This window comes from Luteococcus struthionis, assembly GCF_048595755.1.
Taxonomy (GTDB): domain Bacteria; phylum Actinomycetota; class Actinomycetes; order Propionibacteriales; family Propionibacteriaceae; genus Luteococcus.
This window is the reverse complement of the sequence record NZ_CP184360.1, coordinates 311,805-336,440: the sequence shown is the minus strand read 5'-3', so window position 1 is coordinate 336,440 and position 24,636 is coordinate 311,805. Positions and strand designations below refer to the sequence as shown.

Annotated in this window: 31 protein-coding genes; 14 read left to right on the top strand and 17 right to left on the bottom strand. The window is 68.4% G+C overall.

All coding sequences use genetic code 11. The annotated features are described in order from the left end of the window. Positions 1-15: 15 nt before the first annotated feature. On the bottom strand, positions 16-825 hold the full coding sequence (locus ACOAMO_RS01630; protein ID WP_420175855.1) for an isoprenyl transferase: 810 nt from the start codon (positions 823-825) through the stop codon (positions 16-18). A 97-nt stretch (positions 826-922) separates the two neighbouring features. Between ACOAMO_RS01630 and trhA the strand changes: the two genes are divergently transcribed. From trhA to ACOAMO_RS01605, 5 genes are read left to right on the top strand one after another with little or no spacing between them, the layout of a single operon-like run. Next, positions 923-1,615: a PAQR family membrane homeostasis protein TrhA gene (gene trhA / locus ACOAMO_RS01625; RefSeq protein WP_420175854.1), complete on the top strand. Its 693-nt coding sequence runs from the start codon at positions 923-925 to the stop codon at positions 1,613-1,615. Positions 1,616-1,659: 44 nt separating this feature from the next. Continuing rightward, positions 1,660-2,799: a succinyl-diaminopimelate desuccinylase gene (dapE, locus tag ACOAMO_RS01620; protein ID WP_420175853.1), complete on the top strand. Its 1,140-nt coding sequence runs from the start codon at positions 1,660-1,662 to the stop codon at positions 2,797-2,799. Then, positions 2,796-3,560, top strand: a complete 765-nt coding sequence (locus tag ACOAMO_RS01615; protein WP_420175852.1) for a TIGR00730 family Rossman fold protein — start codon at positions 2,796-2,798, stop codon at positions 3,558-3,560. Before dapE ends, ACOAMO_RS01615 begins: the two co-directional genes overlap by 4 nt. A 43-nt stretch (positions 3,561-3,603) precedes the next feature. Beyond that, positions 3,604-3,894: a DivIVA domain-containing protein gene (locus ACOAMO_RS01610; RefSeq protein WP_420175851.1), complete on the top strand. Its 291-nt coding sequence runs from the start codon at positions 3,604-3,606 to the stop codon at positions 3,892-3,894. A gap of 33 nt (positions 3,895-3,927) precedes the next feature. Beyond that, on the top strand, positions 3,928-4,095 hold the full coding sequence (locus ACOAMO_RS01605; RefSeq protein ID WP_420175850.1) for a DUF3117 domain-containing protein: 168 nt from the start codon (positions 3,928-3,930) through the stop codon (positions 4,093-4,095). 80 nt (positions 4,096-4,175) lie between these two features. Here the strand turns inward: ACOAMO_RS01605 and glgA are convergent, their stop codons facing one another. Continuing rightward, positions 4,176-5,372 carry a glycogen synthase gene (gene glgA, locus ACOAMO_RS01600; RefSeq protein WP_420175849.1) on the bottom strand — a complete coding sequence of 399 codons (1,197 nt, stop codon included), beginning with the start codon at positions 5,370-5,372 and terminating at the stop codon, positions 4,176-4,178. A gap of 152 nt (positions 5,373-5,524) precedes the next feature. Between glgA and glgC the strand changes: the two genes are divergently transcribed. Continuing rightward, complete coding sequence (glgC, locus tag ACOAMO_RS01595) at positions 5,525-6,754, top strand: glucose-1-phosphate adenylyltransferase (protein ID WP_420175848.1); 1,230 nt, start codon at positions 5,525-5,527, stop codon at positions 6,752-6,754. A 136-nt stretch (positions 6,755-6,890) separates the two neighbouring features. On the opposite strand, the gene ACOAMO_RS01590 is transcribed toward glgC, so the two are convergent. After that, the gene (locus tag ACOAMO_RS01590) at positions 6,891-7,565 is read right to left on the bottom strand and encodes an O-methyltransferase (protein ID WP_420175847.1); all 675 of its coding nucleotides are present in this window, start codon (positions 7,563-7,565) and stop codon (positions 6,891-6,893) included. Positions 7,566-7,723: 158 nt separating this feature from the next. Here ACOAMO_RS01590 and dapA point away from each other — a divergent pair, with 158 nt between their 5' ends. The 4 genes from dapA to ACOAMO_RS01570 all read left to right on the top strand — a co-directional run bounded on the left by dapA (position 7,724) and on the right by ACOAMO_RS01570 (position 10,701). Then, positions 7,724-8,626 (top strand): 4-hydroxy-tetrahydrodipicolinate synthase, encoded by a 903-nt coding sequence (gene dapA, locus ACOAMO_RS01585; RefSeq protein ID WP_420176948.1) that lies wholly within the window; start codon positions 7,724-7,726, stop codon positions 8,624-8,626. Between the two features lie 96 nt (positions 8,627-8,722). After that, positions 8,723-9,346 carry an RNA polymerase sigma factor SigE gene (gene sigE, locus ACOAMO_RS01580; protein WP_420175846.1) on the top strand — a complete coding sequence of 208 codons (624 nt, stop codon included), beginning with the start codon at positions 8,723-8,725 and terminating at the stop codon, positions 9,344-9,346. Then, on the top strand, positions 9,343-10,272 hold the full coding sequence (locus ACOAMO_RS01575) for an anti-sigma factor family protein (protein ID WP_420175845.1): 930 nt from the start codon (positions 9,343-9,345) through the stop codon (positions 10,270-10,272). Before sigE ends, ACOAMO_RS01575 begins: the two co-directional genes overlap by 4 nt. Before the next feature lie 9 nt (positions 10,273-10,281). After that, on the top strand, positions 10,282-10,701 hold the full coding sequence (locus ACOAMO_RS01570) for a sec-independent translocase (RefSeq protein ID WP_420175844.1): 420 nt from the start codon (positions 10,282-10,284) through the stop codon (positions 10,699-10,701). Between the two features lie 92 nt (positions 10,702-10,793). Here ACOAMO_RS01570 and ACOAMO_RS01565 read toward each other — a convergent pair whose 3' ends face one another. The 3 genes from ACOAMO_RS01565 to ACOAMO_RS01555 form a co-directional block, all read right to left on the bottom strand. After that, positions 10,794-11,951, bottom strand: coding sequence for an Mrp/NBP35 family ATP-binding protein (locus ACOAMO_RS01565; protein WP_420175843.1), 1,158 nt, complete (start codon positions 11,949-11,951; stop codon positions 10,794-10,796). Between the two features lie 118 nt (positions 11,952-12,069). Continuing rightward, positions 12,070-12,624 (bottom strand): DUF1003 domain-containing protein, encoded by a 555-nt coding sequence (locus ACOAMO_RS01560; protein WP_420175842.1) that lies wholly within the window; start codon positions 12,622-12,624, stop codon positions 12,070-12,072. Then, positions 12,617-13,891, bottom strand: coding sequence for a magnesium transporter MgtE N-terminal domain-containing protein (locus tag ACOAMO_RS01555; RefSeq protein WP_420175841.1), 1,275 nt, complete (start codon positions 13,889-13,891; stop codon positions 12,617-12,619). The genes ACOAMO_RS01560 and ACOAMO_RS01555 overlap by 8 nt, the downstream gene beginning before the upstream one ends. Positions 13,892-13,976: 85 nt before the next feature. Here ACOAMO_RS01555 and ACOAMO_RS01550 point away from each other — a divergent pair, with 85 nt between their 5' ends. Then, a complete protein-coding gene (locus ACOAMO_RS01550) occupies positions 13,977-14,918 on the top strand; it encodes an HpcH/HpaI aldolase/citrate lyase family protein (RefSeq protein ID WP_420175840.1) in 942 nt (313 codons plus the stop codon). Positions 14,919-14,939: 21 nt separating this feature from the next. Here the strand turns inward: ACOAMO_RS01550 and ACOAMO_RS01545 are convergent, their stop codons facing one another. Then, a complete protein-coding gene (locus tag ACOAMO_RS01545) occupies positions 14,940-15,467 on the bottom strand; it encodes a DUF1697 domain-containing protein (protein ID WP_420175839.1) in 528 nt (175 codons plus the stop codon). 153 nt (positions 15,468-15,620) lie between these two features. Here ACOAMO_RS01545 and ACOAMO_RS01540 point away from each other — a divergent pair, with 153 nt between their 5' ends. Next, positions 15,621-16,196, top strand: coding sequence for a general stress protein (locus ACOAMO_RS01540; RefSeq protein ID WP_420175838.1), 576 nt, complete (start codon positions 15,621-15,623; stop codon positions 16,194-16,196). Continuing rightward, positions 16,193-16,834, top strand: a complete 642-nt coding sequence (locus tag ACOAMO_RS01535) for an SAM-dependent methyltransferase (protein WP_420175837.1) — start codon at positions 16,193-16,195, stop codon at positions 16,832-16,834. The genes ACOAMO_RS01540 and ACOAMO_RS01535 overlap by 4 nt, the downstream gene beginning before the upstream one ends. A gap of 22 nt (positions 16,835-16,856) precedes the next feature. Here the strand turns inward: ACOAMO_RS01535 and ACOAMO_RS01530 are convergent, their stop codons facing one another. Both ACOAMO_RS01530 and ACOAMO_RS01525 read right to left on the bottom strand, forming a co-directional pair. Next, positions 16,857-17,945, bottom strand: a complete 1,089-nt coding sequence (locus tag ACOAMO_RS01530) for a magnesium and cobalt transport protein CorA (RefSeq protein ID WP_420175836.1) — start codon at positions 17,943-17,945, stop codon at positions 16,857-16,859. Continuing rightward, positions 17,938-19,434, bottom strand: a complete 1,497-nt coding sequence (locus ACOAMO_RS01525) for an aminopeptidase P family protein (RefSeq protein ID WP_420175835.1) — start codon at positions 19,432-19,434, stop codon at positions 17,938-17,940. The genes ACOAMO_RS01530 and ACOAMO_RS01525 overlap by 8 nt, the downstream gene beginning before the upstream one ends. A gap of 123 nt (positions 19,435-19,557) precedes the next feature. On the opposite strand from ACOAMO_RS01525, the gene ACOAMO_RS01520 reads away from it, so the two are divergent. Then, positions 19,558-20,115, top strand: a complete 558-nt coding sequence (locus ACOAMO_RS01520; RefSeq protein WP_420175834.1) for a histidine phosphatase family protein — start codon at positions 19,558-19,560, stop codon at positions 20,113-20,115. Positions 20,116-20,117: 2 nt separating this feature from the next. On the opposite strand, the gene ACOAMO_RS01515 is transcribed toward ACOAMO_RS01520, so the two are convergent. The 8 genes from ACOAMO_RS01515 to ACOAMO_RS01480 form a co-directional block, all read right to left on the bottom strand. After that, on the bottom strand, positions 20,118-20,876 hold the full coding sequence (locus ACOAMO_RS01515) for an ABC transporter permease (protein WP_420175833.1): 759 nt from the start codon (positions 20,874-20,876) through the stop codon (positions 20,118-20,120). Then, positions 20,873-21,745 carry an ABC transporter ATP-binding protein gene (locus ACOAMO_RS01510; RefSeq protein ID WP_420175832.1) on the bottom strand — a complete coding sequence of 291 codons (873 nt, stop codon included), beginning with the start codon at positions 21,743-21,745 and terminating at the stop codon, positions 20,873-20,875. The genes ACOAMO_RS01515 and ACOAMO_RS01510 overlap by 4 nt, the downstream gene beginning before the upstream one ends. Next, entirely contained in the window at positions 21,742-22,050 is a 309-nt protein-coding gene (locus ACOAMO_RS01505; RefSeq protein ID WP_420175831.1) for a PLD nuclease N-terminal domain-containing protein, read from the bottom strand. The genes ACOAMO_RS01510 and ACOAMO_RS01505 overlap by 4 nt, the downstream gene beginning before the upstream one ends. A gap of 2 nt (positions 22,051-22,052) precedes the next feature. Beyond that, positions 22,053-22,910, bottom strand: coding sequence for a hypothetical protein (locus tag ACOAMO_RS01500; RefSeq protein WP_420175830.1), 858 nt, complete (start codon positions 22,908-22,910; stop codon positions 22,053-22,055). Further along, positions 22,907-23,245, bottom strand: coding sequence for a PadR family transcriptional regulator (locus ACOAMO_RS01495; RefSeq protein ID WP_420175829.1), 339 nt, complete (start codon positions 23,243-23,245; stop codon positions 22,907-22,909). Before ACOAMO_RS01495 ends, ACOAMO_RS01500 begins: the two co-directional genes overlap by 4 nt. 149 nt (positions 23,246-23,394) lie before the next feature. Beyond that, a complete protein-coding gene (locus ACOAMO_RS01490) occupies positions 23,395-23,739 on the bottom strand; it encodes a hypothetical protein (RefSeq protein ID WP_420175828.1) in 345 nt (114 codons plus the stop codon). Between the two features lie 134 nt (positions 23,740-23,873). Further along, positions 23,874-24,200, bottom strand: a complete 327-nt coding sequence (locus ACOAMO_RS01485; RefSeq protein ID WP_420175827.1) for a DUF202 domain-containing protein — start codon at positions 24,198-24,200, stop codon at positions 23,874-23,876. Beyond that, the gene (locus ACOAMO_RS01480; protein WP_420175826.1) at positions 24,197-24,556 is read right to left on the bottom strand and encodes a YidH family protein; all 360 of its coding nucleotides are present in this window, start codon (positions 24,554-24,556) and stop codon (positions 24,197-24,199) included. Before ACOAMO_RS01480 ends, ACOAMO_RS01485 begins: the two co-directional genes overlap by 4 nt. Positions 24,557-24,636: the final 80 nt, after the last annotated feature.

Sequence of the window (24,636 nt, the reverse complement as noted above, 5' to 3'; positions counted from 1 at the left end):
CCTCAGGGGTGGGGCTCAGCGGCCGAAGCGTCGCTCCCGCTGGCTGAAGGATCGCAGGGCGCGCAGGAAGTCCACCTTGCGGAAATCGGGCCACAGCGCCTCGCAGAAGTAGAACTCGCTGTGGGCGCTCTGCCACATCAGGAAACCCGACAGGCGCTGTTCCCCGGAGGTGCGGATGATCAGGTCGGGATCGGGCTGGCCCTTGGTGTAGAGATGGCCGCCGATCTGGTCGATCTCCAGGCTCTGGGCCACCTCCTCCAGGGTGCGGCCCTTGACGGCCTCCTCCTTGAGCAGCGAGCGCACGGCGTCGCGCAGCTCGTGGCGGCCACCGTAGGCGATGGCGACGTTCACCAGCATTCCCGGGTTGTTGGCGCTGCGGTCGCGGGCCCGTTCCAGGGCGGTGACCATGGTGGGCGGCAGCAGTGACATGTCGCCCACCGCCTGCACTGGCCAGCGGCCGTCCTCGGCCAGGTCGGTCACCAGCTGTTCGATCACCCCGAGCAGCGGGGCGACCTCCTCGTCGGTGGAGCGCTTGAGGTTGTCGGGGCTGAGCACCCACAGGGTGACGACCTCGATACCGGCGTCGTCGCACCATCCGACGAAGTCCTTGAGCTTGTCGGCGCCCGCTTGGTAGCCCGCCACCAGTGGCTGGTCGGGGGCATTCATGCGCGCCCAGCGGCGATTGCCGTCGGCCAGCACCGCGACGTGGCGCGGCAGGTTCGCCTGGTCGAGTTCCGAGACCAGGCGGGACTCGTAGGTGCTGTAGAGAAGCCCCGACGGATGCATTCTGTCGAGGGTCTCGGTGAGACGATCCAGCCGGTTCATGCGCACCAGAGTAATGGGTGTCGTCCACGCGGGGGTCGACGAAGGGTGGCCTTCCGGGTGGTCTCGGCGGGGCTCAACCTACGGTACCGTAGGTTTCATGGAGCAAGCCGAACACCGCAGGGGTGATCATCTGCGCGACGTCGTCGAGGAAATCGTGGACCGGGCCAAACCCCGTCTGCGGGGTTGGCAGCACCAGATCTTTGCCCCCATCGCCCTGGTGGCCGGCATCCTGCTGGTGACCTTGGCACCCGAGCTGGACCAGCGGGTGGCCAGCGCGGTCTACACCTTGAGCGCGGTGCTGCTGTTCGGCAATTCGGCCTTCTACCACCGGGGGCGTTGGTCGAAGAAGGTGCACGCGGTCTTTCGTCGCGTCGACCACGCCAACATCTTCATCTTCATCGCCGGCAGCTACACCCCGCTTGCCGTCGGGATGCTGCATGGCCGCAGCCTGCGGCTGCTGCTCACGCTGATCTGGCTGTGTGCGCTGGTGGGAGTGCTCTTCAGGGTCTTCTGGATCGGTGCCCCGCGGTGGTTGTACGTGGCGCTCTACCTGGCCATGGGGTGGGCCGCGATCGGTTGGATGGGGCAGTTCTGGCAGCAGGGTGGCCCCCTGGTGGTCTGTCTGATCGCCCTGGGGGGTCTGATCTACTCGGTGGGCGCCATCGTCTACGGCCGCAAGCACCCCGATCCGTGGCCCGAGACCTTCGGCTTCCACGAGATCTTCCACAGCTGCACGGTGCTGGCCGCCGTCTGCCACTACGTGGCGATCTGCCTGGTGCTCTTCCGCTGACGCCACTCCCATCCGGTGTCAGAGGGCTGCACTAGTCTCGCCACATGGACGCACTCGACCTCACCCAGCCCCTGCCGGACCTGTTGCAGGCCCTGGTGGATGTCGAGTCCGTGAGCGGGAACGAGGCGGCCTTGGCCACCCTGGTGGCTGCCTCACTGCAGTGCCAACCGCACCTGGAGGTCACCCGACTGGGAAATGTAGTGGTGGCCCGAACCCGGTTGGGGCGTGCGCATCGAGTGGCGGTGGCCGGGCACCTGGACACCGTGCCGGTGGCCGGCAACCTTCCCAGCAGCCGTGCCATGGTGGGTGGCCAGGACAGCGTCCTCGGCCGGGGCCGCTGTGACATGAAGGGCGGCGTGGCCGTGGCGCTGCAGCTGGCCGCCACCCTGCGTGAGCCGCAGCATGACCTCACCTGGATCTTCTACGACAACGAGGAGGTCGACGCCTCGTTGAACGGCCTGGGCCAGCTGGCCGCGGAGCGTCCCGATCTGGTGACGGCCGACTTCGCGATCCTGATGGAACCCACCAGCGCCCTGGTGGAGGGCGGCTGCCAGGGGAGCCTGCGATTTTGGGTGACCACCACGGGACAGGCCGCGCACAGCGCCCGTGCCTGGAGTGGTCACAACGCCATCCACGACATGCGCGTCGTGCTGGAACGTATCGAGTCCTTCGACGCCCGTCAGGTGGAGGTGGACGGGCTCACCTATCGTGAGGGACTCAACGCCGTGCAGATCCGCGGGGGAGTGGCGGGCAATGTCATCCCAGACCAGTGCAGTGTGCACGTCAACTACCGCTTTGCGCCCGACAAGACGCTGACGCAGGCAGAACAGCTGATGCGTGAGACCTTCGACGGCTTCGCCATCGACGTCGTCGACCGCTCCGCGGCCGCACGCCCGGGCCTGCACCTGCCGATGGCGCGGAGCTTCCTGGCGGCGCTGGGTGGGGTGCCCGGGCCCAAGTACGGCTGGACCGACGTGGCGCGCTTCAGCGAACTGGGGATCCCCGCGGTCAACTGCGGCCCGGCCGATCCCAATCTGGCCCACACCGACGACGAACACTGCCCGGTGGCAGACCTGGACACCTGTGCCAGTGCGCTGCGCCGTTGGCTGCAACCCCCAGACCACCCAGCCGAGCCAGACCAGCCAGCAGAACCAGACCAGCCAGCAGATGAGGAGAAGGCATGACCCCGCACCGCAATGCGCCCTATGACAATGCGCCCGGCCCGGGCAAGCACATCGTGCAGGGGCCGGTGACGCGTCGAGACCAGCACCACCCGTCGTCGACCACCGACCAGCGCCTGCTGGCCGGTGGCAACGACACCTCGTGGGCCCACAGCGATCCGTGGCGCACCATGCGCATCCAGGCCGAGTTCGTGGAGGGTTTCGACGCCTTGGCGGAGCTTGGCCCGGCCATCAGCATCTTCGGCTCGGCCCGTACCCGCCCCGAGAACCCGCACTGGGCCGCGGCCGAACGCATGGCCGCCGCACTGGTGGAGCAGGGCGTGGCCGTGATCACCGGGGGTGGCCCGGGCATCATGGAGGCCGCCAACAAGGGCGCGGACGAGGCCGGCGGCACCTCCGTGGGGCTGGGCATCGAGCTGCCCTTCGAGGCCTCGATGAATCCCCACGTCAACCTGGGGATCAACTTCCGCTACTTCTTCGTCCGCAAGGTGATGTTCCTCAAGTACGCGCAGGGATTCATCGTCATGCCCGGCGGGCTGGGCACCTTCGACGAGCTCTTCGAGGCGCTCACGCTGGCCCAGACCGGCAAGGTGCGCAACTTCCCGGTGGTGCTCTTCGGCCGGGACTACTGGACCGGGATGGTCGACTGGCTGCGCGAGAGCGTGCTGGGGGAGGGCTACATCCACGAGTCGGACCTGACGCGCTTCCTGGTGACCGACGACGAGGACGAGGCCGTGCGGCACGTGTTGGGCGAGGTCGGCTGAGGACTGCGCTGCCACCGGCATCCGGTGTGCCACCATGGGCCCCATGATGTGGTTCCTGGCGCTGGTGGTGGTCGCGATCCTGGGCGTGGCCTTCGTGGTCGGGTCCGGCCGGTGGGGGGCGATGCCCGAGCTGGTCGACGATCGACACTCGCAGCTGCCGGGCCCGGGGACGATCACCGGCGCCGACCTGCGGGAGGTGCGCTTCGACGTGGTGCCGCGCGGATACTCGATGCGCGAGGTGGACGAATTGCTCGCTCGCCTGGCCGTGCAGCTCGAGCAGGAAACGCCCGAAGGCGGCGTCGATGGTGTCGATGTTTGGCCGAATGCGGAATAATGGGGGAAAACGTCGAAGAGATGAGGATGCGCAATGGCTGCAATGAAGCCCCGAACCGGTGATGGTCCCATGGAGGTCACCAAGGAAGGCCGTGGCATCGTGATGCGTGTTCCCGTGGACGGCGGTGGCCGTCTCGTGGTGGAGCTCAACGCCACCGAGGCCGAGGATCTTCTCAAGTGCCTCAAGGACATCGTGGGCTGAGTTGCCCCGGCCTTGAATGGTCCTGCAGAACGTGAAGGCGGGCCCCGGATCTGGGGCCCGCCTTCACGTGTGTCAGGAGGTCATCGGGTGCGGGTGGCGTGCCGCTTGATGGCCGCCTGGTAGACCTCGACGGTCTGCTTGGCGATCAGTTCCCAGCTGAACTTGTCGATGCAGCGCTGGCGCCCTGCCTTGCCGAAGGACTCGGCCAGCCCGGCGTCACGGGTGAGCTGGTTGATCCGATCGGCAAAGGTCTTCTCGAAGCCGGCAATGTAGTCGCCGTCATTGACGCGAGCCGGGTCGTAGTCCACCAGGTAGCCCGTCTCGCCGTCGACGACCACCTCGGGGATGCCGCCCACGGCACTGGCCACCACGGCGGTCTCGGTGGCCATCGCCTCCAGGTTCACGATGCCCAGCGGCTCGTAGATGCTGGGGCAGGCGAAGACGGTGGCATTGCTCATCACCTGGCGCACGCTGGCGCGCGGGAGCATCTCCTGCACCCACACCACGCCGCCGCCGCGCGACTGCTTCACCGCTGCGAAGGCCTGGTTGAACTCCTCGGCGATCTCGGGGGTGTCGGGGGCCCCGGCCAGCAGGATCAGCTGGGTCTCCGGGTCCAGGTGCTGGGCGGCGCGCACCAGGTGCACCAGGCCCTTCTGTCGGGTGATGCGGCCGACGAAGACCACCGACGGCTTGCTGGGGTCCATGCCGATCTGCTCGCACACGTCGGTGCCGGTGTCGGGCTTGAACTCCTCGGGGTCGATGCCGTTGAGCACCACGTGGATCTTGTCGGCGTCGAGCTCCGGGTAGGCGGCCAGGATGCCCTTCTTCATGCCCTCGCTGACCGCGATCACGGCGTCGGCGCCGTTGTAGGCGGTGCGCTCGGCCCAGGAGCTGAGCCGGTAGCCACCGCCCAGCTGCTCGGCTTTCCAGGGGCGGTCGGGCTCCAGGGAATGCGCGCTCACGACGTGGGGGACGTCGTGGAAGAGTCCGGTGAGGTGGCCGGCCAGGTTCGCGTACCAGGTGTGCGAGTGGACCAGGTCGACTTCCTCGGGCACGGCTGCGGTCATCGACAGGTCGGCACCGAAGACCCGCAGTGCGGCATTGGCGCCCGCGGGGTGGTTCTCCGGATGGGCGGTGGCGCCCTCTCGGGGCTCGCCCATGCACTGGACGTCGACGTCGATGAACTTGCGCAGCTGCGGAACGAGCTGGGCCACGTGCACGCCCGCGCCCCCATAGATGGACGGAGGGTATTCACGGGTGAGGATGGATACGCGCATGCGTTGATGCTTGCACAATGCAGGTGTCGCCACAATGGTTTGTGGCAGCTTGGCGTGGCCTTGTCGGCCAGTGGGTGACGAATGGGCAACAACCCGCGGCAACAGTCAGACAATGCTTGTCGGAACCCCTTGCAGCGCCGTAGGTTCTAGGTATGTCCACAAGACCAAAGGTGCTCTCCATGGTCCTCGCTGGTGGCGAGGGCAAACGACTCATGCCGCTGACCGCTGACCGCGCCAAGCCGGCCGTTCCCTTCGGCGGTACCTACCGCCTGATCGACTTCGTGCTGTCCAATCTGGCCAACTCCGAACTGCGCCAGATCTGCGTGCTGACCCAGTACAAGTCGCACTCGCTCGACCGTCACATCTCGCTGACCTGGCGCATGTCGACGATGCTCGGCAACTACGTCACCCCGGTGCCCGCCCAGCAGCGTCGCGGCAAGCACTGGTTCGAGGGAAGCGCCGATGCCATCTACCAGTCGATGAACCTGATCAATGACGAGGATCCCGACTACATCGTGGTCTTCGGCGCCGACAACATCTACCGCATGGACGTCAGCCAGATGCTGCAGTCGCACATCGACTCCGGGCTGTCGGCCACCGTCGCCGGGATCCGGGTGCCTCGCAAGGAAGCGAGCGCCTTCGGCATCATCGACGCCGATGACACCGGAAAGATCAAGGAATTCCTGGAGAAGCCGGCCGACCCGCCCGGCCTGCCGGACTCGCCGGAGGAGTCCTTCGCGTCGATGGGCAACTACGTCTTCACCCGCAAGGCCTTCGTCGAGGCCCTGCACGCCGACGCCGAGAATCCCTCCTCCAAGCACGACATGGGCGGCGACATCATCCCGGCCTTCGTCGCCAAGGGGGATGCGCAAGTCTACGACTTCACCCAGAACGTCGTTCCCGGTGCCACCGACAAGGATCGCAACTACTGGCGCGACGTGGGCACCATCGACGCCTTCCACGAGGCCCACATGGACCTGGTCTCGGTGGATCCCGAGTTCAACCTGTACAACGCCCAGTGGCCCATCTGGACCCAGCAGGTGCAGGCCCCCGGCGCCAAGTTCACCCTGCGCGGTACCGCCGAGGACTCGATCGTCTCGCCCGGTTGCATCATCTCCGGAGGTGACGTGGACCGCACGGTGCTCAGCCCGAATGTGCTGATCGACAAGTGGGCCCGCGTCGACGGATCGATCCTGATGGACGGTGTGCGGGTTGGCCGCAATGCGGTGGTCCACAACGCCATCATCGACAAGGGCGTGATCGTCCCCGACGGTGTCGAGATCGGCGTCGACCACGAGCACGACCGTGCCCGTGGCTTCAGCGTCAGCGACGGTGGCATCACCACGGTCGGCAAGGGGATGACGATTCCCGGTCAGTTCTGAGCCGGACCCACCCGAGCCGGACACCCTTCAGGTCGGACAACCACGAGGGGCTCGCACTGCACGCAGTGCGAGCCCTTCGTCATGTCCGTGGCGCGCGGTAGTGCCTGCCCCGAACCGCTGCTGGACCGTGGTCTGGTCAGGCCTTGATCGCGGCCAGCAGGCCATTGCCCACCGGCAGCAGCATCGAGGTGAACTCCTCGGTCTCGGAGACCGCAGCCAGGGCCTCGCGGATGATGAGCGTCTCGTCGTCCTCGTTGTCGGGGTCGGCCACCAGACCCTTCCACAGCGCATCGTTGAGCACCACGACACCACCGTGGCGCAGCAGGCGCAGCGACTGGGCCACGTACTCGACGTACTCGAGCTTGTCGCCGTTGATGAAGACCAGGTCGTAGGCGCCGTCGCGCAGCTTGGGCAGCACGTCCAGCGGAATGCCGGCGATCAGGCGGAAGCGGTTGCTGGGGATGCCGGCAGCGCGGAACTCCTGGCGGGCCGCATCCTGGCGCTCGGGCTCCGGGTCGATCGAGGTGAGGATGCCCTCATTGCCCATGCCCTCGAAGATGGCCAGGCCGGACACGCCGGTGCCGGTGCCGATCTCGACGACGGCCTTGGCCTGCAGCAGGCGCGTGATGAAGCGCAGCGCCGTGATGCTGCCATTGCTGATCGTCTCCAGCCCCAGCTCGACGGCCTTGGAGCGGGCATCGCGCAGGACGTCCCCGGGCTGCACGAAGTCTTCGGCATGGCCCCACGAGCGGGCGTCCAGAGCAGCGGTCTGGGCGGCGGAGGTCTGGTTCGAGGTGTTGGGCTGGCTCACGACAGAAAGCCTACCCAAGGTGGGCCTGCTGGGCCCGACAAAGCCTCAGGTAACACTGGAGGGGCCCGTTCGGTGCTGTCAGGCAACGTCCCTCGATGCGACACGGCCCCAGCATCTTGGCAACTGGGCCTAGGATTGGGCGCGTGACTGACGACCAGATGCAAGCCCACACGGACGAATCGGCCGAGCCGGTCTTCGGCCGACTGCTGACCGCCATGGTCACCCCGTACACCCAGGACGGGGAACTCGACGTGACGCGCGCGCGCCAACTGGCCGCCCGTCTGGTGGACGAACAGGCCAATGATGCCCTGGTGGTCAACGGCACCACTGGTGAATCACCCACCACCAGCGATGCCGAGAAGGCCGAGCTGGTCGCGGCGGTCGTCGACGAGGTGGGGGACCGCGCCCAGGTGGTGGCCGGGATCGGCACCTTCGAGACCGCGCACACCGTGCGGCTGGCCAAGCAGGCGGCCGAGGCCGGGGCCGATGGCGTTCTCGTGGTGACGCCCTACTACTCCAAGCCGCCGCAGCGCGGCGTGCTGCACCACTTCCTGGAAGTCGCCGACGCCACTGGGCTGCCCCTGATGGCCTACGACATTCCCCACCGCGCCGGGGTCGCCATCGAGACCGCAACGATGCTGGAGATGGCCAAGCACCCCAACATCGTGGCCGTCAAGGATGCCAAGGGAGACCTGGCCGCCTCGTCGCGGGTGATCTCCGAGAGCACGCTGACCTACTACTCCGGCGACGACGCGATGACACTGCCGCTGCTGGCGGTGGGTGGCGCAGGAGTGGTGGGCACCTCCACCCACTTCACCGGCCGTCGCACCCGCCAGATGATCGACGCCTTCGTCGCCGGCCGGGTGGACGAGGCGCTGGCGCTGCACCAGGCGCTGCTGCCGGTCTACACCGGGGTCTTCGCCACCCAGGGCGTCATGCTGGTCAAGGCAGGCCTGGCCCACCAGGGCTTCCCGGTCGGTGGCCTGCGTGCCCCGTTGCCGGAGGCGACGCCGGAGGAGCACGAGGCCTTCGCCGCGCTGTTGGACCGTGCAGACCTGTGAGCGCCTGATGCCGGGATCGCGCGAAGCGGTCTGCGGGCCTGGGGAACCTTTCGCGCCACTCGTGCGTTGTGACCTGTGAGAGACGGAGGGAGCCCGATGTTCAAGAGCAACCGCCAGTCGCAGGCTGCGGTGGTGTCCGAACCAGAGTGGACTCCGCCCACCTGGGAGGAACTGGTCAACGACCACTCCGACCAAGTCTACCGACTGGCCTTGCGCCTGACCGGCAACCGTCCCGACGCCGAGGACCTCACCCAGGACGTCTTCGTGCGGGTCTTCAAGTCCATCCACAACTTCACCCCCGGCACCCTCGAGGGCTGGATGCATCGCATCACCACCAACCTCTTCCTGGACGGCGCGCGGCGCAAGCAGCGCATCCGGATGGACCCGATGGCCGATGCCAGCGAACGAGTGGTGGGGGAGCAGGCCTCGCCCGGCGAGCTGTACGACGAGGCCAGCATGGATGCCGACGTCACCGCGGCCCTCGCGGCCCTGGCACCCGAGTACCGGGTCTGCGTCGTGCTGTGTGACATCGAGGGCCTCAGCTATGACGAGATCGCTCGGGTCCTGGACGTGAAGGTGGGCACCGTCCGCAGCCGGATCCACCGCGGTCGCTCCCAGCTGCGCACCGCGCTGGAACACCGCCGGCCCACCCCCGATCGCGAGCGCTACCTGGGCGTCAGCCCGAGCCACGACGAACATGTGGCCGTTGGCGGGCGGTGATCGGCGTGGACGACCGTGCCTGTCGCTCATTCCGCAAGGACCTGACCGCCTACGCCGACCAAGCCCTCGACGACGAACGTCGCGAGCAGGTGGCCAACCACCTGGTGGACTGCGGCCCCTGCCGGGACGAGCTGCGTGAACTCAACCAGGTCTGCACCCTGCTGGGGATCGCTGCCCGCAGCAGCGAGCCCCGGCAGACCCCGAACCACCTGGCCGACCGTCTGGTGGCCATCGCGGGTGACCAGGCCGATGAGTGCCTGTGGCTGGCGCCCGAGCGGGATGGCACGCTGCCCAGCCTGCGGCGTCGGCGCCGCAACAAGGCCCTTGCCGGCTTGTCGATGACGGCTGCCGGTGTGGTGGGAGCCCTGGGCGGGCTGACCATGATGGCCCCGGAGCTGCCGGTGGTGGTGGACCTGGATGCCAGCCAGGCGACGGCCCCCCTGGACTCGGAGGACGCCCCCAAGCTCTCGCGCACCGCGCCCGAGGTGGACGTCGACTCGTTGGGCACGCGGGTGGCCTCGTCGGTCTCCATCGGCGCCCTCGCCGAACGACGCCTGGTGCAGCGGCGTCTGGACCAGTGCCCCGACGAGGTGCAGTGCCCCGAACAGCTGCTGGGGCTGCCCCTGACCCAGCTGGCGGTGGACTCGGACAGCGACCCCAGCACGGCGCGCACCGTCTACCGGAACGGGGAGATGGAGATCGTCGTGGTGCAGCAGCATGGCCGGCTGCAGGAGGCCGCGCCGGGCCACGACGAGTGTGCCGAGTTCTGGCAGTCCGGGGAATGGGTCTACTGCCTGCAGAGCAGCAATGCCGCGGCCGCCCAGCTGGCAGCGCAACTGCTGCCGCATGACGAGCCGGTGACCGGTGAGGGAATGGAGCGGGTGCGGCTGGGTCTGCGTGCGCTGGTCGGCGAGCGGGGACGCTAGGCTGACTACGTGCCCAGCTTTGGCCTTCCCGAGATCATCACCCTGGTGGTGCTGGCCATCATCATGTTCGGCCCCGAGAAGATCCCCGAACTGAGCCGCAAGGCAGCCCGCATCATCCACTTCCTGCGCAACATCGCCAACAATGCGCAGGACCAGTTGCGTGCCGAATTGGGGCCGGAATACGCCGATCTGGAATTGCGCGACCTCAACCCCAAGAACTTCGTGCAGAAGCACCTGTTGGACGACATCCAGGCCGACATCGACGACATCAAGTCAGACCTGTCGGAGGTGCGCACCGACCTGGACGGCAATGCTCGCGACGCCCGGATGCTGGGCGAGGACGTGCGTCACGAGCTGGAGCAGGCCAGCCAGTACGACGACGTCGCCTCCGGTGCGGTGAGCGTGCCATTCGACGTCGACGCAACCTGAGACTCCGCCGCAAACAGAGAGATATCCGGCCTTCACTGCCTTGATGGCAATGAGGGCCGGATATCTCTCTGTTTACGGACGGGCCGCGCGGATCAGACCGGGCTGACGCCCAGCTGCTTGCCCGCCAGGCCACGCTTGCGGCCGGCGATGTGCTCCGCGAGTGCCATCAGGGCCTTGGCGGAGGCCTTCTCTGGATCGTTGACGACGATCGGGGCGCCCTCGTCGCCACCCTCGCGCAGGTCCTGCTCCAGCGGGATCTGCGCCAGCAGCGGCACCTCGTAGCCCAGGCGCTCGCTGAGGGCGTCGGCGGCCTTCTGGCCACCGCCGGTGCCGAACAGGTCGACGCGGAAGGTGTGGCCGTCGCTGGGGCTGGTGACCTCCAGGTGGCTCATGTTCTCCACCACGCCGATCACGCGCTGCTGCATGATGGCAGCCATCGTGCCGGCGCGCTCGGCCACCTCGCTGGCGGCCTGCTGCGGCGTGGTGACGACGATCACCTCGGAATTGGGGATCTTCTGGCCCAGGCTCATCGCCACGTCACCGGTGCCGGGCGGCAGGTCCAGGATCAGGAAGTCCAGGTCACCCCAGTAGACGTCGGCCAGCAGCTGGGTGAGCGCACGGTCCAGGATGGGACCGCGCCAGGCGATCACCTGGTCACGCTCGGGCTTGAGCATGCCGACGCTGATCACCTTCATGCCCATGCTGGGCACCGGCATGATCATGTCGTCGACGGCGGTGGGCTTCGCGTCACCCAGGCCGAGCATGTCCGGCACGGAGTGGCCGTAGATGTCGGCGTCGAGGATGCCGACGCTCTTGCCGAGGCTGGCCAGCGCGGTGGCCAGGTTCACCGTCACCGACGACTTGCCGACGCCGCCCTTGCCGGAGGCGACGGCGATCACCTGGGTGAGGTTGCCCGGCTGGGCGAACTGGATCTGTCGCTCGGGCTCGCCGCCGCGCAGCACCTGCTTCAGCGCGGCGCGCTGCTCGTCGTCCATGACGCCCATCTGCACCTCGACGGAGCTGACGCCCTCGACGCCCATCACGGCCTTGGTGACCTCGGTGTTGAGGGTCTCGCGCATCGGACAGCCGGAGACCGTCAGCAGGATCTTGACGATCGCGTGGCCCGCGTCGTCGAGGGTGACCTCGTCGACCATTCCCAGTTCGGTGATCGGGCGGTGGATCTCGGGGTCGTCAACGGTGTGCAGGGCTGCGCGGATCTTGCCCAGCAGCGGGTTCTCGGCGTCACTCATGTCTCGAGTCTTTTCCTCAGGTCGTCGTATTGCAAATCTGGCCTCGACAGGCTCGGTCATCGGGATGGGTGGTCTCGACGGGCTCGGCCATCGGGATGGGTGGGCTCGGCCAGCGGGGTCAGCGGCGTGAGTCCTTGCCGCGCTGTTCGCGCAGCCAGGACTCGCGGCGTTGCTCGTCCAGGTCGTCGTCGCCGCGTTCGATCTCGGTCAGCAGCTCGCGCAGGCTGCTGCGCAGTTCGCCGCGAATGTAGTCACGGGTGGCCACATCGCCGACATTCATCCGCAGCGCGGCGATCTCGCGGGCCAGGAAGTCCATGTCTGCCCGGCTCTGCGCGGCGACGCGGCGGTCCTCCTCCATGGTCAACCGGTCGCGTGCCTCCTGTCGGTTCTGCGCCAACAGGATCAAGGGTGCGGAATAGGAGGCCTGGGTGGAGAAGAACAGGTTGAGCAGGATGAAGGGGTAGGGGTCCCACTTCCAGTGCCAGATGCTCACCACGTTGAGCGTCACCCAGGTGATCACCACGATGGTCATCCAGACCAGGAACTTGGCGGTGCCCATGAAGCGGGCCACCCATTCGGCGAAACGCCCGAAGGAGTCCGGGTCGAGCTCCACCTTGGGCAACAGGTGCCTGCGGCGATCCCCCGGGGTGTTGAGACGCTGCCGCTCAGCCATGGCTCACCTCCTCATCGTCGCCATCCATCTGGTCGCCGCGCCAGTCCTCGGGCAGCATGTGGTCGAGCAGGTCGTCGACGGCCACGGCGCCCACCAACTGATTGTCGTCATTCACCACCGGTGCGGCCACCAAGTTGTAGGTGGCAAAGTAGCGGCTCACCGCGGCCAGGTCGCTGTGGGGGCGCAGTGGTTCAAGATCATCGTCCACCATGCCCGAGACCATCAACGACGGCGGTTCGCGCAGCAAGCGCTGGGTGTGCACCAGGCCCAGGAAGCGTCCCGAGGGAGTGTCCAGCGGGGGGCGGCAGATGAAGACCATCGACGCCAGTGCCGGGGTCAGTTCCACGTCGCGCACCCGGGCCAGTGCCTCGGCGACGGTGGCATCGGGCGCCAGGATCACCGGCTCGGGCGTCATCATGCCGCCGGCGGTGAGATCGGCGTAGATCATCAACCCGCGCACGTCGGCAGCGTCCTCCGGCTCCATGCGCTGCAGCAGGTCCTCGGCCATCTCCGCCGGCAATTCCTTGATCAGGTCGGCCGCGTCATCGGGATTCATCTCCTCCAGCACGTCCGCGGCACGTTCGTGGTCGAGCGTGGTGAGCAGCTCCACCTGCTCGTCCTCGGGGAGCTCCTCCAGCGCATCGGCCAGTTGCTCGTCGTCCAGCTGCTCGACGATCTCGGCGCGCCGTTCGGGGGCCATGTCGTGCAGCTCGCGCGCCATGTCGGCCGGCTTCATGTCCACCATCTGGGCCAGCAGGTTGTCGGTGACCTGGCTGGCGTTGAGCACCAGGTTGGGAATCTCAGACCAGTCGACGATCACGGTGGCGCCCCGCTTGCTCAGCCCGAAGCGGCCACCGGCGGTGATCTCGCGCAGCGCCACGTCGGTCACCTCCCACTCCTTGGCGCGGGTGGGACGCATCGCCACGTCGTAGATGGCGGCGCGCTTGGCGTCGGGCCGGTTCACGGTGCGGTCGAAGAGTTCGTCGATCACCAGGGTCTCGGCGTCGCGCTGGCTGAAGCGGCGGGTGTCCACCTGGCCCTCGATTGCCACCTGGGTGGCGGCGACGGCATGGACCTGCGGCATCGGGACGAAGATCCGGCGACGGCCGAAGAGCTCCACCACCAGGCCCTTCACGCGCGGTGCGCGGCCCTGGGTGCGCAGCTGGATGACGACGTCACGCACCCGCCCCACCTGGTCACCCGAGGCGTCGAGGACCGGCAGGCCACGCAGGCGCGAGATGAAGACCGAGGACGAGGAGACACTCACCCGGCAAATCTAACCGTTCGGCCAAGTCAATTGGGCCGTCCCGGCAGTCGGGTGGCGCGAGTTCGGGGACGGTTAGGCTGGGGGCGTGAACAATGACGTGACCAGCCAGGCCGCCATCCGTGCTCGCCGCACCATCCTTGCCGTTCCCGGCTCCAGCGATCGCTTCATCGCCAAGAGTCGTGACCTGGACGTGGATGCCGTCTTCCTCGACCTGGAGGACGCAGTCGCGCCCCCCGTGAAGGAGGCTTCGCGGCAGCGGATCGTCGAGGCGCTCAATGACACGAAGGGCTGGAAGGCACCCACGGTGACCTATCGCGTCAACGACTGGTCGACCCCCTGGACCACGATGGACGTCGTCGAGGTGGTGGGGGGTGCCGGGGAGCACGTCGATTGCATCGTGCTTCCCAAGGTCACCAGTGCCAGCCAGGTGAAGGCACTCGATCTTGTGCTCACCCAGGCCGAGCAGGCCGCCGGGCTGCCGGTGGGCCGCATCGGCCTGGAACTGCAGATCGAGGAGGCCCGGGGGCTGCTGCACGTCGCGGAGATCGCCGCGGCCAGCCCGCGCGCCGAGACCCTGGTCTACGGCCCCGGTGACTGGATGGCCAGCATGGGCATGCAGACCCTCAATGTGGGTTCGCAGCCCCCCGGCTATGTGGGCGATGCCTTCCACCACGTGCAGATGCAGATCCTGGTGGCCGCCCGTGCCCACGGACTGCAGGCCATCGACGGACCCTTCGTCGGGATCCGGGATCTTGAGGGCTTCCGCACCTCCGCGTCGAGCTCGGCCGCGCTGGGTTATGACGGCAAGTGGGTGCTTCACCCCTCGCAGGTGGAGGCCGGCAACCAGATCTACACGCCCCCGGAGCAGAACATCGAGCGGGCCCGACGGATCGTGTCGGCCTACCGTCACGCCACCGCCGAGGCCGGGGGAGCGGTGGGGGCCATCGTCGTCGACGACGAGATGGTCGACGGTGCCGGTCTGGCCGTGGCCAGGGCCACGCTGGCCAAGATCGGTGAAGGCGCCTGAGAGCCCACCCACCGGTCAGGATCAGGTGGTCTTGCTGACCAGTGCGCGCAGCGTCGTCAGGTTGCGCAGCGTGATGAAGCCCGGGCGCACAAGGCGCGGTAGCGCGTTGGCAGCGCTCGAGCCGTGCACCCCGGAACCGAAGTCTGCGTAGAGCACGTCCTCCTGCACCTGGAAACGTTCCGACTCGCCCGCGCGCGACTCGAGTTCCTGCCGCAGGTTCTGCGGCAGCGGCCCCGAGGCGAAGCCGACGTGCACCAGTTTCGGGTTCCCATCGGCGAAGGGATGCTCCTCCAGCAGCCGGACCAGCCGCCGTCCTTCCACCACGACGACGTCGATGGGAAGTCCGAAGCGCCTCTCCAGGGCGGTGGTGAGCCGCTGCCGGTCATCGTCGGCACTGTCCTGCGAGTCGTAGAGCAGGTTGCCCGACTGCAGGTGGGTCGTCACGTCGGTGAAGCCCAGCTCGGCGGCCAGCTCGCGCAGCTCCGCCATCGGGACCCGCTTCGCCCGCCCCACATTGATGCCCCGCAACAACGCCACCCGTGTGCTCATGCCGGCATCGTGACACAGGATGCCTGCCGCAAACAGAGAGCTGAGGCACCCTCATTGCCATCAAGGCAGTGAAGGGGCGCCAGCTCTCTGTTTGCGGCACAGCCCCGGGCTTGCAACAGGGAGCGGTTGATCTCTGCCGGTAGGCTTGCAGACATGTCCTCCTCGATGCAGGCTGCTGCCACGGTGATGCCCCTGAAGCACCCGATGTCGGTGGCCATCTACCCCACCTATGCCGAGGCGCAGCGTGCGGTCGACCTGCTGGCCGACAAGGATTTCCCGGTGCAGAACCTGTGCATCGTCGGCACCGACCTGAAGCAGGTGGAGCGCGTGCTCGGCAAGCTCACGCTGGGCAAGGTGCTGACCCAAGGGGCGATCAGCGGGCTGGGTACCGGCCTGTTCCTGGGCCTGGTGATGATGCTCTTCCTCACCTCCATTCCCCAGACCCAGGCGCTGTTCATGGGCGTGGTGATCGGCATCGGCATGGGACTGCTCTCCAGCGGTCTGGGCTATGCCATGAGTGGTGGCCGACGCGACTTCCAGTCGGTGCAGGCCATCGTCGCCACCCGTTACGAGGTGCTCGGCGAGCACAGCGTCGTGCACCAGGCGCGGGAGGCGCTGGGGCAGGCCCCGCTGCAGCCCACGCCGCCGACGGCCTGGCCTCCCACTCCCACCAGCCAGCAGGGCCCCCGCAAGCAGCAGGACCAGCAGGGTGGGGGAGCCCAGCAGTGAGCGGTCTCGAGCAGCTGCGGGAGATGTGGAACGCGCGCTACTCGAACCCGAACAACCTCTTCGGCTACCGGCCCAATGACTTCCTGGTGCAGGCCGAGGTGATGCTGCGTCGCGGCAGCCGGGTCCTGGTGATCGGCGACGGCGAGGGCCGCAATGGGGTCTGGCTGGCGCAGCAGGGTCATCAGGTCACCACGGTCGACCTGTCCGAGGTGGGGGTCGGCAAGGCCAGGGCGCTGGCCCGGGAGCGAAAGGTGGAGCTTGACGCCCACGTCGGTGAGCTGGGGGAGTGGCTCGACCAGCCCGCCGCCCAGGGGCCCTGGGGCGGGATCGTGTGGATCTTCTGCCACCTGCCACCGTCGCTGCGTCGCCAGGTGGCCGAGGCCCTGACCCCACGGCTGGTGCCCCAGGGAAAGTTGATCATGGAGGCATACACCCCGGCCCAGCTGATGCTGGGCACCGGTGGGCCCTCCGACGAGTCACTCTTGCTGACCCGCCCCATGGTGGAGGCCGACTGGCCCGGACTTGATCTTGACGTCCGCATCCTGGAGCGGCGCATCTTCGAAGGGCGTGCCCACCAGGGGCTCAGCTCGGTGCTGCAGGTGCTCGGGCAACGCAAGAAGCAGCCCGCGCGCGGGTGATCAGGGCGACGACGTGCTGGCCTCAGAGCCAGCGGCGGTGCCGGAAATAGACGTAGGCCGCCAACATGCCCAGCACCATCGCGGCCAGCACGATGTAGTACGAGTAGCGGAAGTGCAGCTCCGGCATGTGGTCGAAGTTCATGCCGTAGACCGCTCCCAGGGTGGTGGGCACCGCCAGGATCGCGACGATCGCCGAGAGCCGGCGCATGTCTTGGTTGTCGGCCACCGAGACCCGCGCCAACCCCGCCTGGAGGATGGTGGAGAGCACTTCGTCGAAGGACAGGATCGATTCGCGGGCATCCGTGTGGTGGTCTGCCACCTCACGGAAGTAGGCGCGCACCTCGTCGGGCACCACCGGGTAGCTGCGCGTCGAGAGCGCCTGGAGGGGCAGCGCCAGCGGCACGACGGCGCGCTTGAACTCGATCAGCTCACGCTTGAGGTTGTAGACCCGGTCGATGCCGGTGGTCCCGTGGACGCTGAAGATGTCCTCTTCCACCTCGTCGATGTCGTCGTCGAAGGCGCCCACCACGTGCAGATAGCTGTCGACCACGCGGTCCAGCACCTTGTAGAGCACATAGGAGGGGCCCAGGGCGAGTTCCTCGGGGGCCGCCTCCAGGCTGTGCCGCAGGGTGCGCAGCGGGGTGTTCTCGCCGCGACGCACGGTGAGGATGAAGTTCTCGCCGACGAAGGCCATGATCTGGCCGGTGGAGACGATCTCGCTGGTGGCGGTGACCGACTCGTGGTCCACGTAGGCGACGGTGGAGATCACGCAGAACAGGGTGTCGTCGAACTGTTCCAGCTTGCTTCGGGTGTGGCCCTCGACCGCGTCCTCGATCGCCAAGGGGTGCAGGTGGAAGCTGCGCACGAAGCTGGCCATGTCCTCGTCGGTGGGGTCCTTGAGCCCCAGCCAGACGAAACCCTCGCCGTCGCGGGCGTGCTCGGTGGCGGCCTCCAGGCCGATCCCCTCCTGCCGCACACCGTCGACGTACCAGCCCCAGGCCACCATCGAGTCCGGCGAGGTGTGCCACTGCCGGGCGGTCTGGCGACGCGAGGCGATCGGTGCGCGGGAGGGCCCCAGCAGTCCCGGGATCAGGCGCCGGGTGTCAGGCATGGGTCTTGCCGAGCAGGTCAGCCATCCACGCCTCCACCTCGTCGGCGGTGCGGGGCAGCATGGCCGACAGGTTCTCGTTGCCGTCCTCGGTGATGAGGATGTCGTCCTCGATGCGCACGCCGATGCCACGCATCTCCTCGGGGACCAGCAGGTCGGTGGCCTTGAGGTAGATGCCGGGCTCCACGGTGATCACCATGCCGGGCTTGAGGATGCCGTCACGGTAGTCCTCGCGCAGTGCCTGGGCGCAGTCGTGCACGTCGATGCCCAGGTGGTGGCTGGTGCCGTGCACCATCCAACGGCGGTGCTGGCCACCGTCGGGGCCGAGCGACTCCTCGGGGGTGACGGGCAGCAGGCCCCACTCGTGCAGGTACCTGGCCACGACGGCGATCGCCGCGGCGTGCACGTCGGAGAACTTCGCGCCGGGCTGCGCGGCGGCGATGCCCGCCTCCTGTGCCTCCAGCACCGCCTCGTAGACCTTGCGCTGCTGGGGGGAGAAGGTGCCGTTCACGGGAAGGGTGCGGGTGACGTCGGCGGTGTACAGGCTGTCGAGCTCGACGCCGGCGTCCAGCAGCAGCAGGTCGCCGTCGCGCAGGTCGCCGTCATTGCGGATCCAGTGCAGGGTGTTGGCGTGGTCCCCGCCGGCGGCGATGGAGTCATAACCCACGCCATTGCCGTGGTGGCGGGCGTACAGGCCGAAGATGCCCTCGACCCATCGTTCGCCGCGGCCGCGCTTGACCGCCTCGGGCAGGTCGCGCACCACGGCCTCGAAGCCGACGGCGGTGGCCCGGCAGGCCTCGCGCATCTGCTCGGCCTCGAAGTCGTCCTTGACCAGGCGCATCGTCGACAGGGTGACCTCGAGCTGGTCGTCGCGCTGCGTGGCGTCCTGTTCCTGGGCGGTGCCGGTGCGGATCTCGTCCACCTGGGCGGTCACCTGCTCGTCGGCGGCGCGCAGCACGCGGATCTGCGTCGACTCGGCATTCTTGGCCAGGGCGGCCGGCAGTTCTCTGATGGGGGCGCAGCTGATGCCGGTCATGGCGCGCATCTCGTCGAGGCTCTCGCGCTGGCCCACCCACATCTCGCCGTAGCGGGCATCGGCGTAGAACTCGGGGTCGGTGCGCGGGGCGCGGGGCTTGAAGTACAGGGTGGCCTGGTGGCCGGCATCGGTCGGTTCCAGCACCAGCACGGCGTCGGGCTCGCGGTCGGCACCCAGACCGGTCAGCCAGGCGAAGGCCGAGTGGGGGCGAAAGACGTAGTCGGTGTCATTGCTGCGCACCTTCAGGGCCCCGGCAGGAACCACCAGGCGCTCTCCGGGGAAGGTCTCGGCGAGGGCGGCGCGCCGCGGTTCGGCGGCGACGCTGGCGGGCAGCCGCGGCGGCAGCTCCTGGGAATAGGGAGCCCAGTCCATCGGGATGAACTCGCGGAAGGCTTCCGAGAAGGGCGTCTGCCGGTTCGGCAGCTTCTTCTCGTCACCGGTCTGCTCGTCGCTCATGCTTGTCTCCGCTCGCTCGTGGGCACCATGGGCATTCTAGGGGCGCGTCGGCCGCGGCACGCACCGACGTCGGTGCCAACCACGACCATTGGCGCAGCGAGGACGATTCCCTAGGGTGGGGTCATGACCGAGCTCTACCTGGTACGCCACGGAGAGACTGCCTGGAGCAAGTCCGGGCAGCACACCTCCGTCACCGATCTGGACCTGACCGACCACGGCGTCGAGGAGGCGAAGGCCCTGCGGCAGAAGCTGGACCCGGCCGACTTCGGCTTGGTGCTGTCCAGCCCACGCCTGCGGGCCCGGCGCACGGCCGAACTGGCGGGCTTCACGCCCGAGGTCGACGAGAACTTGGCCGAGTGGTCCTACGGCGACTACGAGGGAATGACCAGCCACCAGATCCGCGAACAGGTGCCGGGCTGGCGCATCTGGACCCACCCCTTGCCGGGCGGGGAGACCCGCACCCAGGTGATCGACCGCCTCACCAAGGTGGTGCAGCGGGTGCAGGACTCCGGGGTGGAGCGGGCGATCTGCTTCAGCCACGGCCACGCCTCGCGCGTGCTGGCGCTGTGCTGGCTGGGCATCGACATCGCCCGCGGGCAGTCCTTCCCGCTGGCCACCGGCGCGGTGTGCGTGCTGGGGCAGGAGAAGGAGTCGCCGGCCATCATCCGGTGGAATGCCTGAGCTCAGATCTCGCGACGCGTCAGTGACCGGACCGCCAGGGCCAGCAGCACGGCGCTGACCAGGACGGACGTGGCAACCGGCCACAGGGCGTGCACCGCCTCACCCGCCCCCGCCTGGGAGGCGATCCCCGGCAGACCTACCACGCTGTTGCGCGCCAAGGGCCCCCACAACCCCAGCAGGGAGACCACGATCAGGACGCCGAGCGAGGCGCCCGCCGCACCCAGGGTGGAGGGCAAGGCGCTGCTGAGCAGCAGGGCGACGGTCAGGTAACAGGCCGCAGCCACCAACCACAGAGCGGTGGCCCGCCACAGCGGGGCCGCCTGCACCCCGTCGAAGAGCGCTGCGGTCAGCGCCCAGGTGACGGCGGTGGAAATGGCGGTCGCGACGGTGATGAAGACCAGGTTCGCCACGAACTTGGCCAGCACGAAGGCGGTGCGCGAGACGGGTTTGGTGAGCACCAGCACCGCGGTGCCCTGCGCCACCTCGCCACAGACCAGGCCGGCCATGGTCACCAGGATGACCAGCAGCACGGTGGGGGACAGGTTCTTGGTCCACTGTGCCCACGAGTCCCAGAAGGTCGGCTCCGGCAGGGCTCTGGCGGCCTCCGGGCCGAGCACGCTGGCCATCAGCTGCTTGTTCAGCCGCGCCGAGAGCGGCCCGGTGAGCGCGTTGAAGAGCAGGAAGCCCGGCAGCACCCACAGCCGCCAGGTGCTGACGATCTCTCGGAATTCCTTGCCGAGCAGGGCCAGGAAGGCACTCATCGGACCTCTCCTGTCGTGGGGCTGGGAGTGTCCAGCAGGTCGAGGAAGACGTCCTCCAGGCTGGCCTCCGCCTGCTCGACGGGCCCCAGCTCGACGCCGGTCTGCGCCGCGAGCTGGGGCAGTGCGGCGGCGAAACGCTCGCGGGCCTCGTCGCTGCCGGTGGCCTCGACGGACAACCGGCGGGGCCCGGCGGCCGCGAGGAGTTCGTGCAGGGGTGCCTGGGTGACCACGCGCCCCGCCTGCAGGATGGCGACCTCGTCGCAGACGCGTTGCGCGTCGCCGAGGATGTGCGTGCTGAAGAGCACGGTGGTGCGGCCGCGTAGCATGCCGATCATGTCCAGCACCTCCTTGCGTCCCACCGGGTCCAGCGCGGAGGTGGGTTCGTCGAGGATCAGCAGGCGGGGCGCATTCATCAGGGCCTGGGCGATGCCCAGCCGCTGCTTCATGCCGCGCGAGAAGCCCCCGATGCGGTGCTCGACGCCGGTGAGGCCGGCCATCGCCAACAGCGCATCGATGCGTTCGGTGATGACGGCCTCGTCGAGGCCGAAGAGCTTCCCGGTCAGGCGCAGGAATTGCGCAGCGGTCATCCAGGGGTAGAAGCCGGGCACGTCGGGCAGGTATCCGATCTGGCGGCGCACGTCACTGCTGGCGGTCGCCACGTCCTGGCCGAAGATGCGGGCGCTGCCCCCGGAGGCGGCGGCCAGGCCCAACAGGATGCGGATGGTGGTGGTCTTGCCGGCGCCATTGGGGCCCAGGAATCCGAAGACGGTGCCCTCGGTGACCCGCAGGTTCACCTCCTGCAGTGCGAGCTTGTCCTTGAACTGCTTGGTCAGGCCGTCGATCTGCACGACCGGGGTGGAGGTGCTCATTTCTCTCCGGTTCTCTCCCCGAAGAGCGTGTCGACGGCGCGCTGCTGCTTGTTGCCCCAGTCCTGGGTGGGCGGTGCCTGGTGCACCGGCGCGGCCTGCCGTCCTGCGACGAACCAGGCGATGGGTCCGATGATGTTCACGACCAGGATCACCGCCAACCACGCCAAGCGCGGCAAGGTCATTCGCTCGGGTGGCGTGCGCGCCCAGGAGACCAGCGCGACCAACCACAGGGTTGCCTGGATCACGGCCAGCACCGCCACGGCGAGCTGCATTCCGGGGGACAATTCGCTCCATTGCACGTTCATGGTCAACTCCTGGTCGAGTGGCTTCGGTCGTGTTCTCGGGCGGCTGCGCGGGCGCCATGGCGCAGCAGGATGACTCCCTGGGCCAAGCCCATCGCCGCGCTGAGGGCCATCACCGGCAGCCCCACCCAGCCGATCGGGCGATCGCCACCAAAGACCTGCATCGCGATGGTGCCGCAGCAGGTGACCGACAGCATGGTCGCGACCACCAGTAGGAGCAGGCTCCACAGCTGGCTCGCGCCGAGGCGTCGCGGAAGGACAGCCAGCCCGATGGAGAACAGGGCCATCGCGATCAGCGGCCACTGCCCGGTGAGGGGCTCGACCCACCCGTGCGGCGGGCCGAACAGCGGCCACTGGTTGGGGAGGCGCTGCTGGCCCATGCCGACGGGGAGCAGGGCCAGGCCCAGCAGCGCCGGCAGGCAGGCCGTGGCGGAGGCCATCGTCAACGTGCGGTCATCGAGGGCAGCCAGCACGTCCTCGTCGAGCTGGTCGGGTTCCACCAGGTGCAGGCGCGCGGCCACGGCACCCAGGTTCACCTGCCATCCCAGGCCCATCATGTGCGGCACCAAGATCCTGGAGTCGGCCGGGTCGAAGGCCGAGGCCACCCGGGAGCCGATGGTCGTCGGATTGATCCCGAGCGGGGAACCCACCAGGGGCCGGTGGTCGGGAGCCTCGGCAGGGGAGCCGGAGTTGAGCTGGCGTGCCACCTCTGCCGGGTCGCCGAAGGCCTGGCAGGCGGCCCGCTCGCCGAGCTCGTCGGCGGCCTCGCGCAGGGCCTCGGCCAGCTCCTGCAGCTCATGGCGGTGGGCCCGGGGATCCAGCAGGTCGTGTTGGAGCGTGGTGAGCCATTCGTCGACGGTCATGGCCCCGACACCTCTGCGGGGGTGAGCAGGGCGTCGATCGACGCGCTCAGGCTCCGCCAGGCCTCGGTGAGCGCGCCCAGCTCCGCCTCGCCGGCAGCAGTGAGCGTGTAGTACTTGCGCGGGGGGCCGTAGGGCGATTCCTCCCAGTGGGTGTCCACCAGTTCGGCCTTCTTCAGCCGGGTCAGGACGGGGTAGATGGTGCCGGTGCTCACCTCGAGGCTCTGAGCGCCCAGCGCGTCGACGAGCTGGCCTCCGTAGCGGGGCGACTCCAGCAGCAGCGCCATCACTGCCAGCTCCAGTGCGCCCTTGCGCAATTGGGTGATCCGTTCGTTCATCCCGCCTCCTTGGTGGTGCTGCCAGCTACTTTGTATTACATGGTAGCTGGTCGTGTCCAGTTCCGGGCTCGGTGGAGTTGGTCACACGTACTGGTCAGACTTGTGCAAGCCCGTCGCAGCGCAAGTGTGACCAGGCCGCCTGTCCAGCCTCAGTCGTAACTGTCTGCGCGCAGGCGCGGGCCGGCCGCCAGCATCAACGCCAGGGCCAGCACGGAACAGGTGAGGATCACCATCGGGATCGGACGCGAGGTGCCATCCTCCAGGGCGCCCACCACGGGAGTGACCAGGGCAGCCATCACGAATTGCGAGGCGCCCAGCAGCGCAGCAGCCGTTCCCGCGGCCTCGCCATGACGGTGCAGCGCGACGGCCGGGCCATTGGGCAGGCAGATTCCCAGCCCCACCATCACCAGGAACATCGGCATCAGGAAGCCGAGCAGGCCACCGCTCGCCAGCTGGGCCAGCAGCAGCATCGTGCTGGCGCCCAGGACGACCACGCCCAGGCCCGCACTGCAGCCCCATCTCTTGCGCAGGAATCCCGTCGAGCGAGAGTTGGGGTCAGCCTAGGTGGTGGGTCCTGTGCAAAAGGGTGGGTTCTTGACGCTTCCGCAGAGGGCGAACAGTGGCAGGATCAGCCGATCAGCGCCAGGGTGATGGTCAGGAAGAGCGCCCCGGCAAGGGTCATTGCACTGGCCAGGGCGGGCAGCAGGCCGTCGGTGGGCAGGTGCGGTTCGGGGCGGCCGAGGGCGTCGATGCTGGTGCGGTAGCGGCGTCGGGTGAGCCACATCATCGCCAGGGCGCAGACCGAGCCCAGCGCACCGGCGCCCAGCGCCCAGCCACCTGCCGTCGGCAGCGCCACCCGGGCGGCGGTCAGCGATCCCACCAGCAGCGCCAGGCAGGTGCGCTGCCACGACAGTGCGGTGCGCTCCGGTTGCAGGCCGGGATCGAACAGGCTCACAGCACGGCCCACAGCAACAGCAGACCCGCGAGCATCACGACGACGCCCAGCGGAACCGCCAGGGGTGAGCTGGGCAGGGGACGCCCCAGGCGCATCGCCAGCTCGGTGCGCGACCAGCTGAGCCAGGCCTGCACCGGCCCCAGGATGCCCGCCACCATGAGCAGGATCGCGGCGAGCCTGATCAGGGTGGAGCCGTCGTCGGCCATCACGACCAGGGCAGTGCCGCCGGCCAGCAGAGCGAGCGAGGTGCGGATCCACGCCAGGAAGGTGCGCTCATTGGCCAGCGAGAAGCGCGGATCCGGGTCGTCGCCCTGCTCGTAGACCCGCCGGGGAAACCTGCTGTGCGGCGTGCTCATGGCTCACGAGCCTAGTGCGGGGCCGTGAATGGGTAGGCTTCCCCCACGGGTGCCGACACGCGCACCCAGATGTACTGAGG

Coding starts and splice junctions, on each gene's coding strand:
- ACOAMO_RS01495 (WP_420175829.1), bottom strand. CDS start 23,245: ATGAACGAACGGATCACCCAATTGCGCAAGGGCGCACTGGAGCTGGCA.
- ACOAMO_RS01560 (WP_420175842.1), bottom strand. CDS start 12,624: ATGGCTGAGCGGCAGCGTCTCAACACCCCGGGGGATCGCCGCAGGCAC.
- ACOAMO_RS01525 (WP_420175835.1), bottom strand. CDS start 19,434: ATGAGCGACGAGCAGACCGGTGACGAGAAGAAGCTGCCGAACCGGCAG.
- sigE (WP_420175846.1), top strand. CDS start 8,723: ATGTTCAAGAGCAACCGCCAGTCGCAGGCTGCGGTGGTGTCCGAACCA.
- trhA (WP_420175854.1), top strand. CDS start 923: ATGGAGCAAGCCGAACACCGCAGGGGTGATCATCTGCGCGACGTCGTC.
- ACOAMO_RS01610 (WP_420175851.1), top strand. CDS start 3,604: ATGATGTGGTTCCTGGCGCTGGTGGTGGTCGCGATCCTGGGCGTGGCC.
- ACOAMO_RS01520 (WP_420175834.1), top strand. CDS start 19,558: ATGACCGAGCTCTACCTGGTACGCCACGGAGAGACTGCCTGGAGCAAG.
- ACOAMO_RS01565 (WP_420175843.1), bottom strand. CDS start 11,951: ATGAGTGACGCCGAGAACCCGCTGCTGGGCAAGATCCGCGCAGCCCTG.
- ACOAMO_RS01505 (WP_420175831.1), bottom strand. CDS start 22,050: ATGAACGTGCAATGGAGCGAATTGTCCCCCGGAATGCAGCTCGCCGTG.
- ACOAMO_RS01605 (WP_420175850.1), top strand. CDS start 3,928: ATGGCTGCAATGAAGCCCCGAACCGGTGATGGTCCCATGGAGGTCACC.
- ACOAMO_RS01480 (WP_420175826.1), bottom strand. CDS start 24,556: ATGAGCACGCCGCACAGCAGGTTTCCCCGGCGGGTCTACGAGCAGGGC.
- ACOAMO_RS01510 (WP_420175832.1), bottom strand. CDS start 21,745: ATGAGCACCTCCACCCCGGTCGTGCAGATCGACGGCCTGACCAAGCAG.
- ACOAMO_RS01515 (WP_420175833.1), bottom strand. CDS start 20,876: ATGAGTGCCTTCCTGGCCCTGCTCGGCAAGGAATTCCGAGAGATCGTC.
- ACOAMO_RS01545 (WP_420175839.1), bottom strand. CDS start 15,467: ATGAGCACACGGGTGGCGTTGTTGCGGGGCATCAATGTGGGGCGGGCG.
- dapE (WP_420175853.1), top strand. CDS start 1,660: ATGGACGCACTCGACCTCACCCAGCCCCTGCCGGACCTGTTGCAGGCC.
- ACOAMO_RS01540 (WP_420175838.1), top strand. CDS start 15,621: ATGTCCTCCTCGATGCAGGCTGCTGCCACGGTGATGCCCCTGAAGCAC.
- ACOAMO_RS01615 (WP_420175852.1), top strand. CDS start 2,796: ATGACCCCGCACCGCAATGCGCCCTATGACAATGCGCCCGGCCCGGGC.
- ACOAMO_RS01530 (WP_420175836.1), bottom strand. CDS start 17,945: ATGCCTGACACCCGGCGCCTGATCCCGGGACTGCTGGGGCCCTCCCGC.
- ACOAMO_RS01630 (WP_420175855.1), bottom strand. CDS start 825: ATGAACCGGCTGGATCGTCTCACCGAGACCCTCGACAGAATGCATCCG.
- dapA (WP_420176948.1), top strand. CDS start 7,724: ATGCAAGCCCACACGGACGAATCGGCCGAGCCGGTCTTCGGCCGACTG.
- ACOAMO_RS01500 (WP_420175830.1), bottom strand. CDS start 22,910: ATGACCGTCGACGAATGGCTCACCACGCTCCAACACGACCTGCTGGAT.
- glgA (WP_420175849.1), bottom strand. CDS start 5,372: ATGCGCGTATCCATCCTCACCCGTGAATACCCTCCGTCCATCTATGGG.
- glgC (WP_420175848.1), top strand. CDS start 5,525: ATGTCCACAAGACCAAAGGTGCTCTCCATGGTCCTCGCTGGTGGCGAG.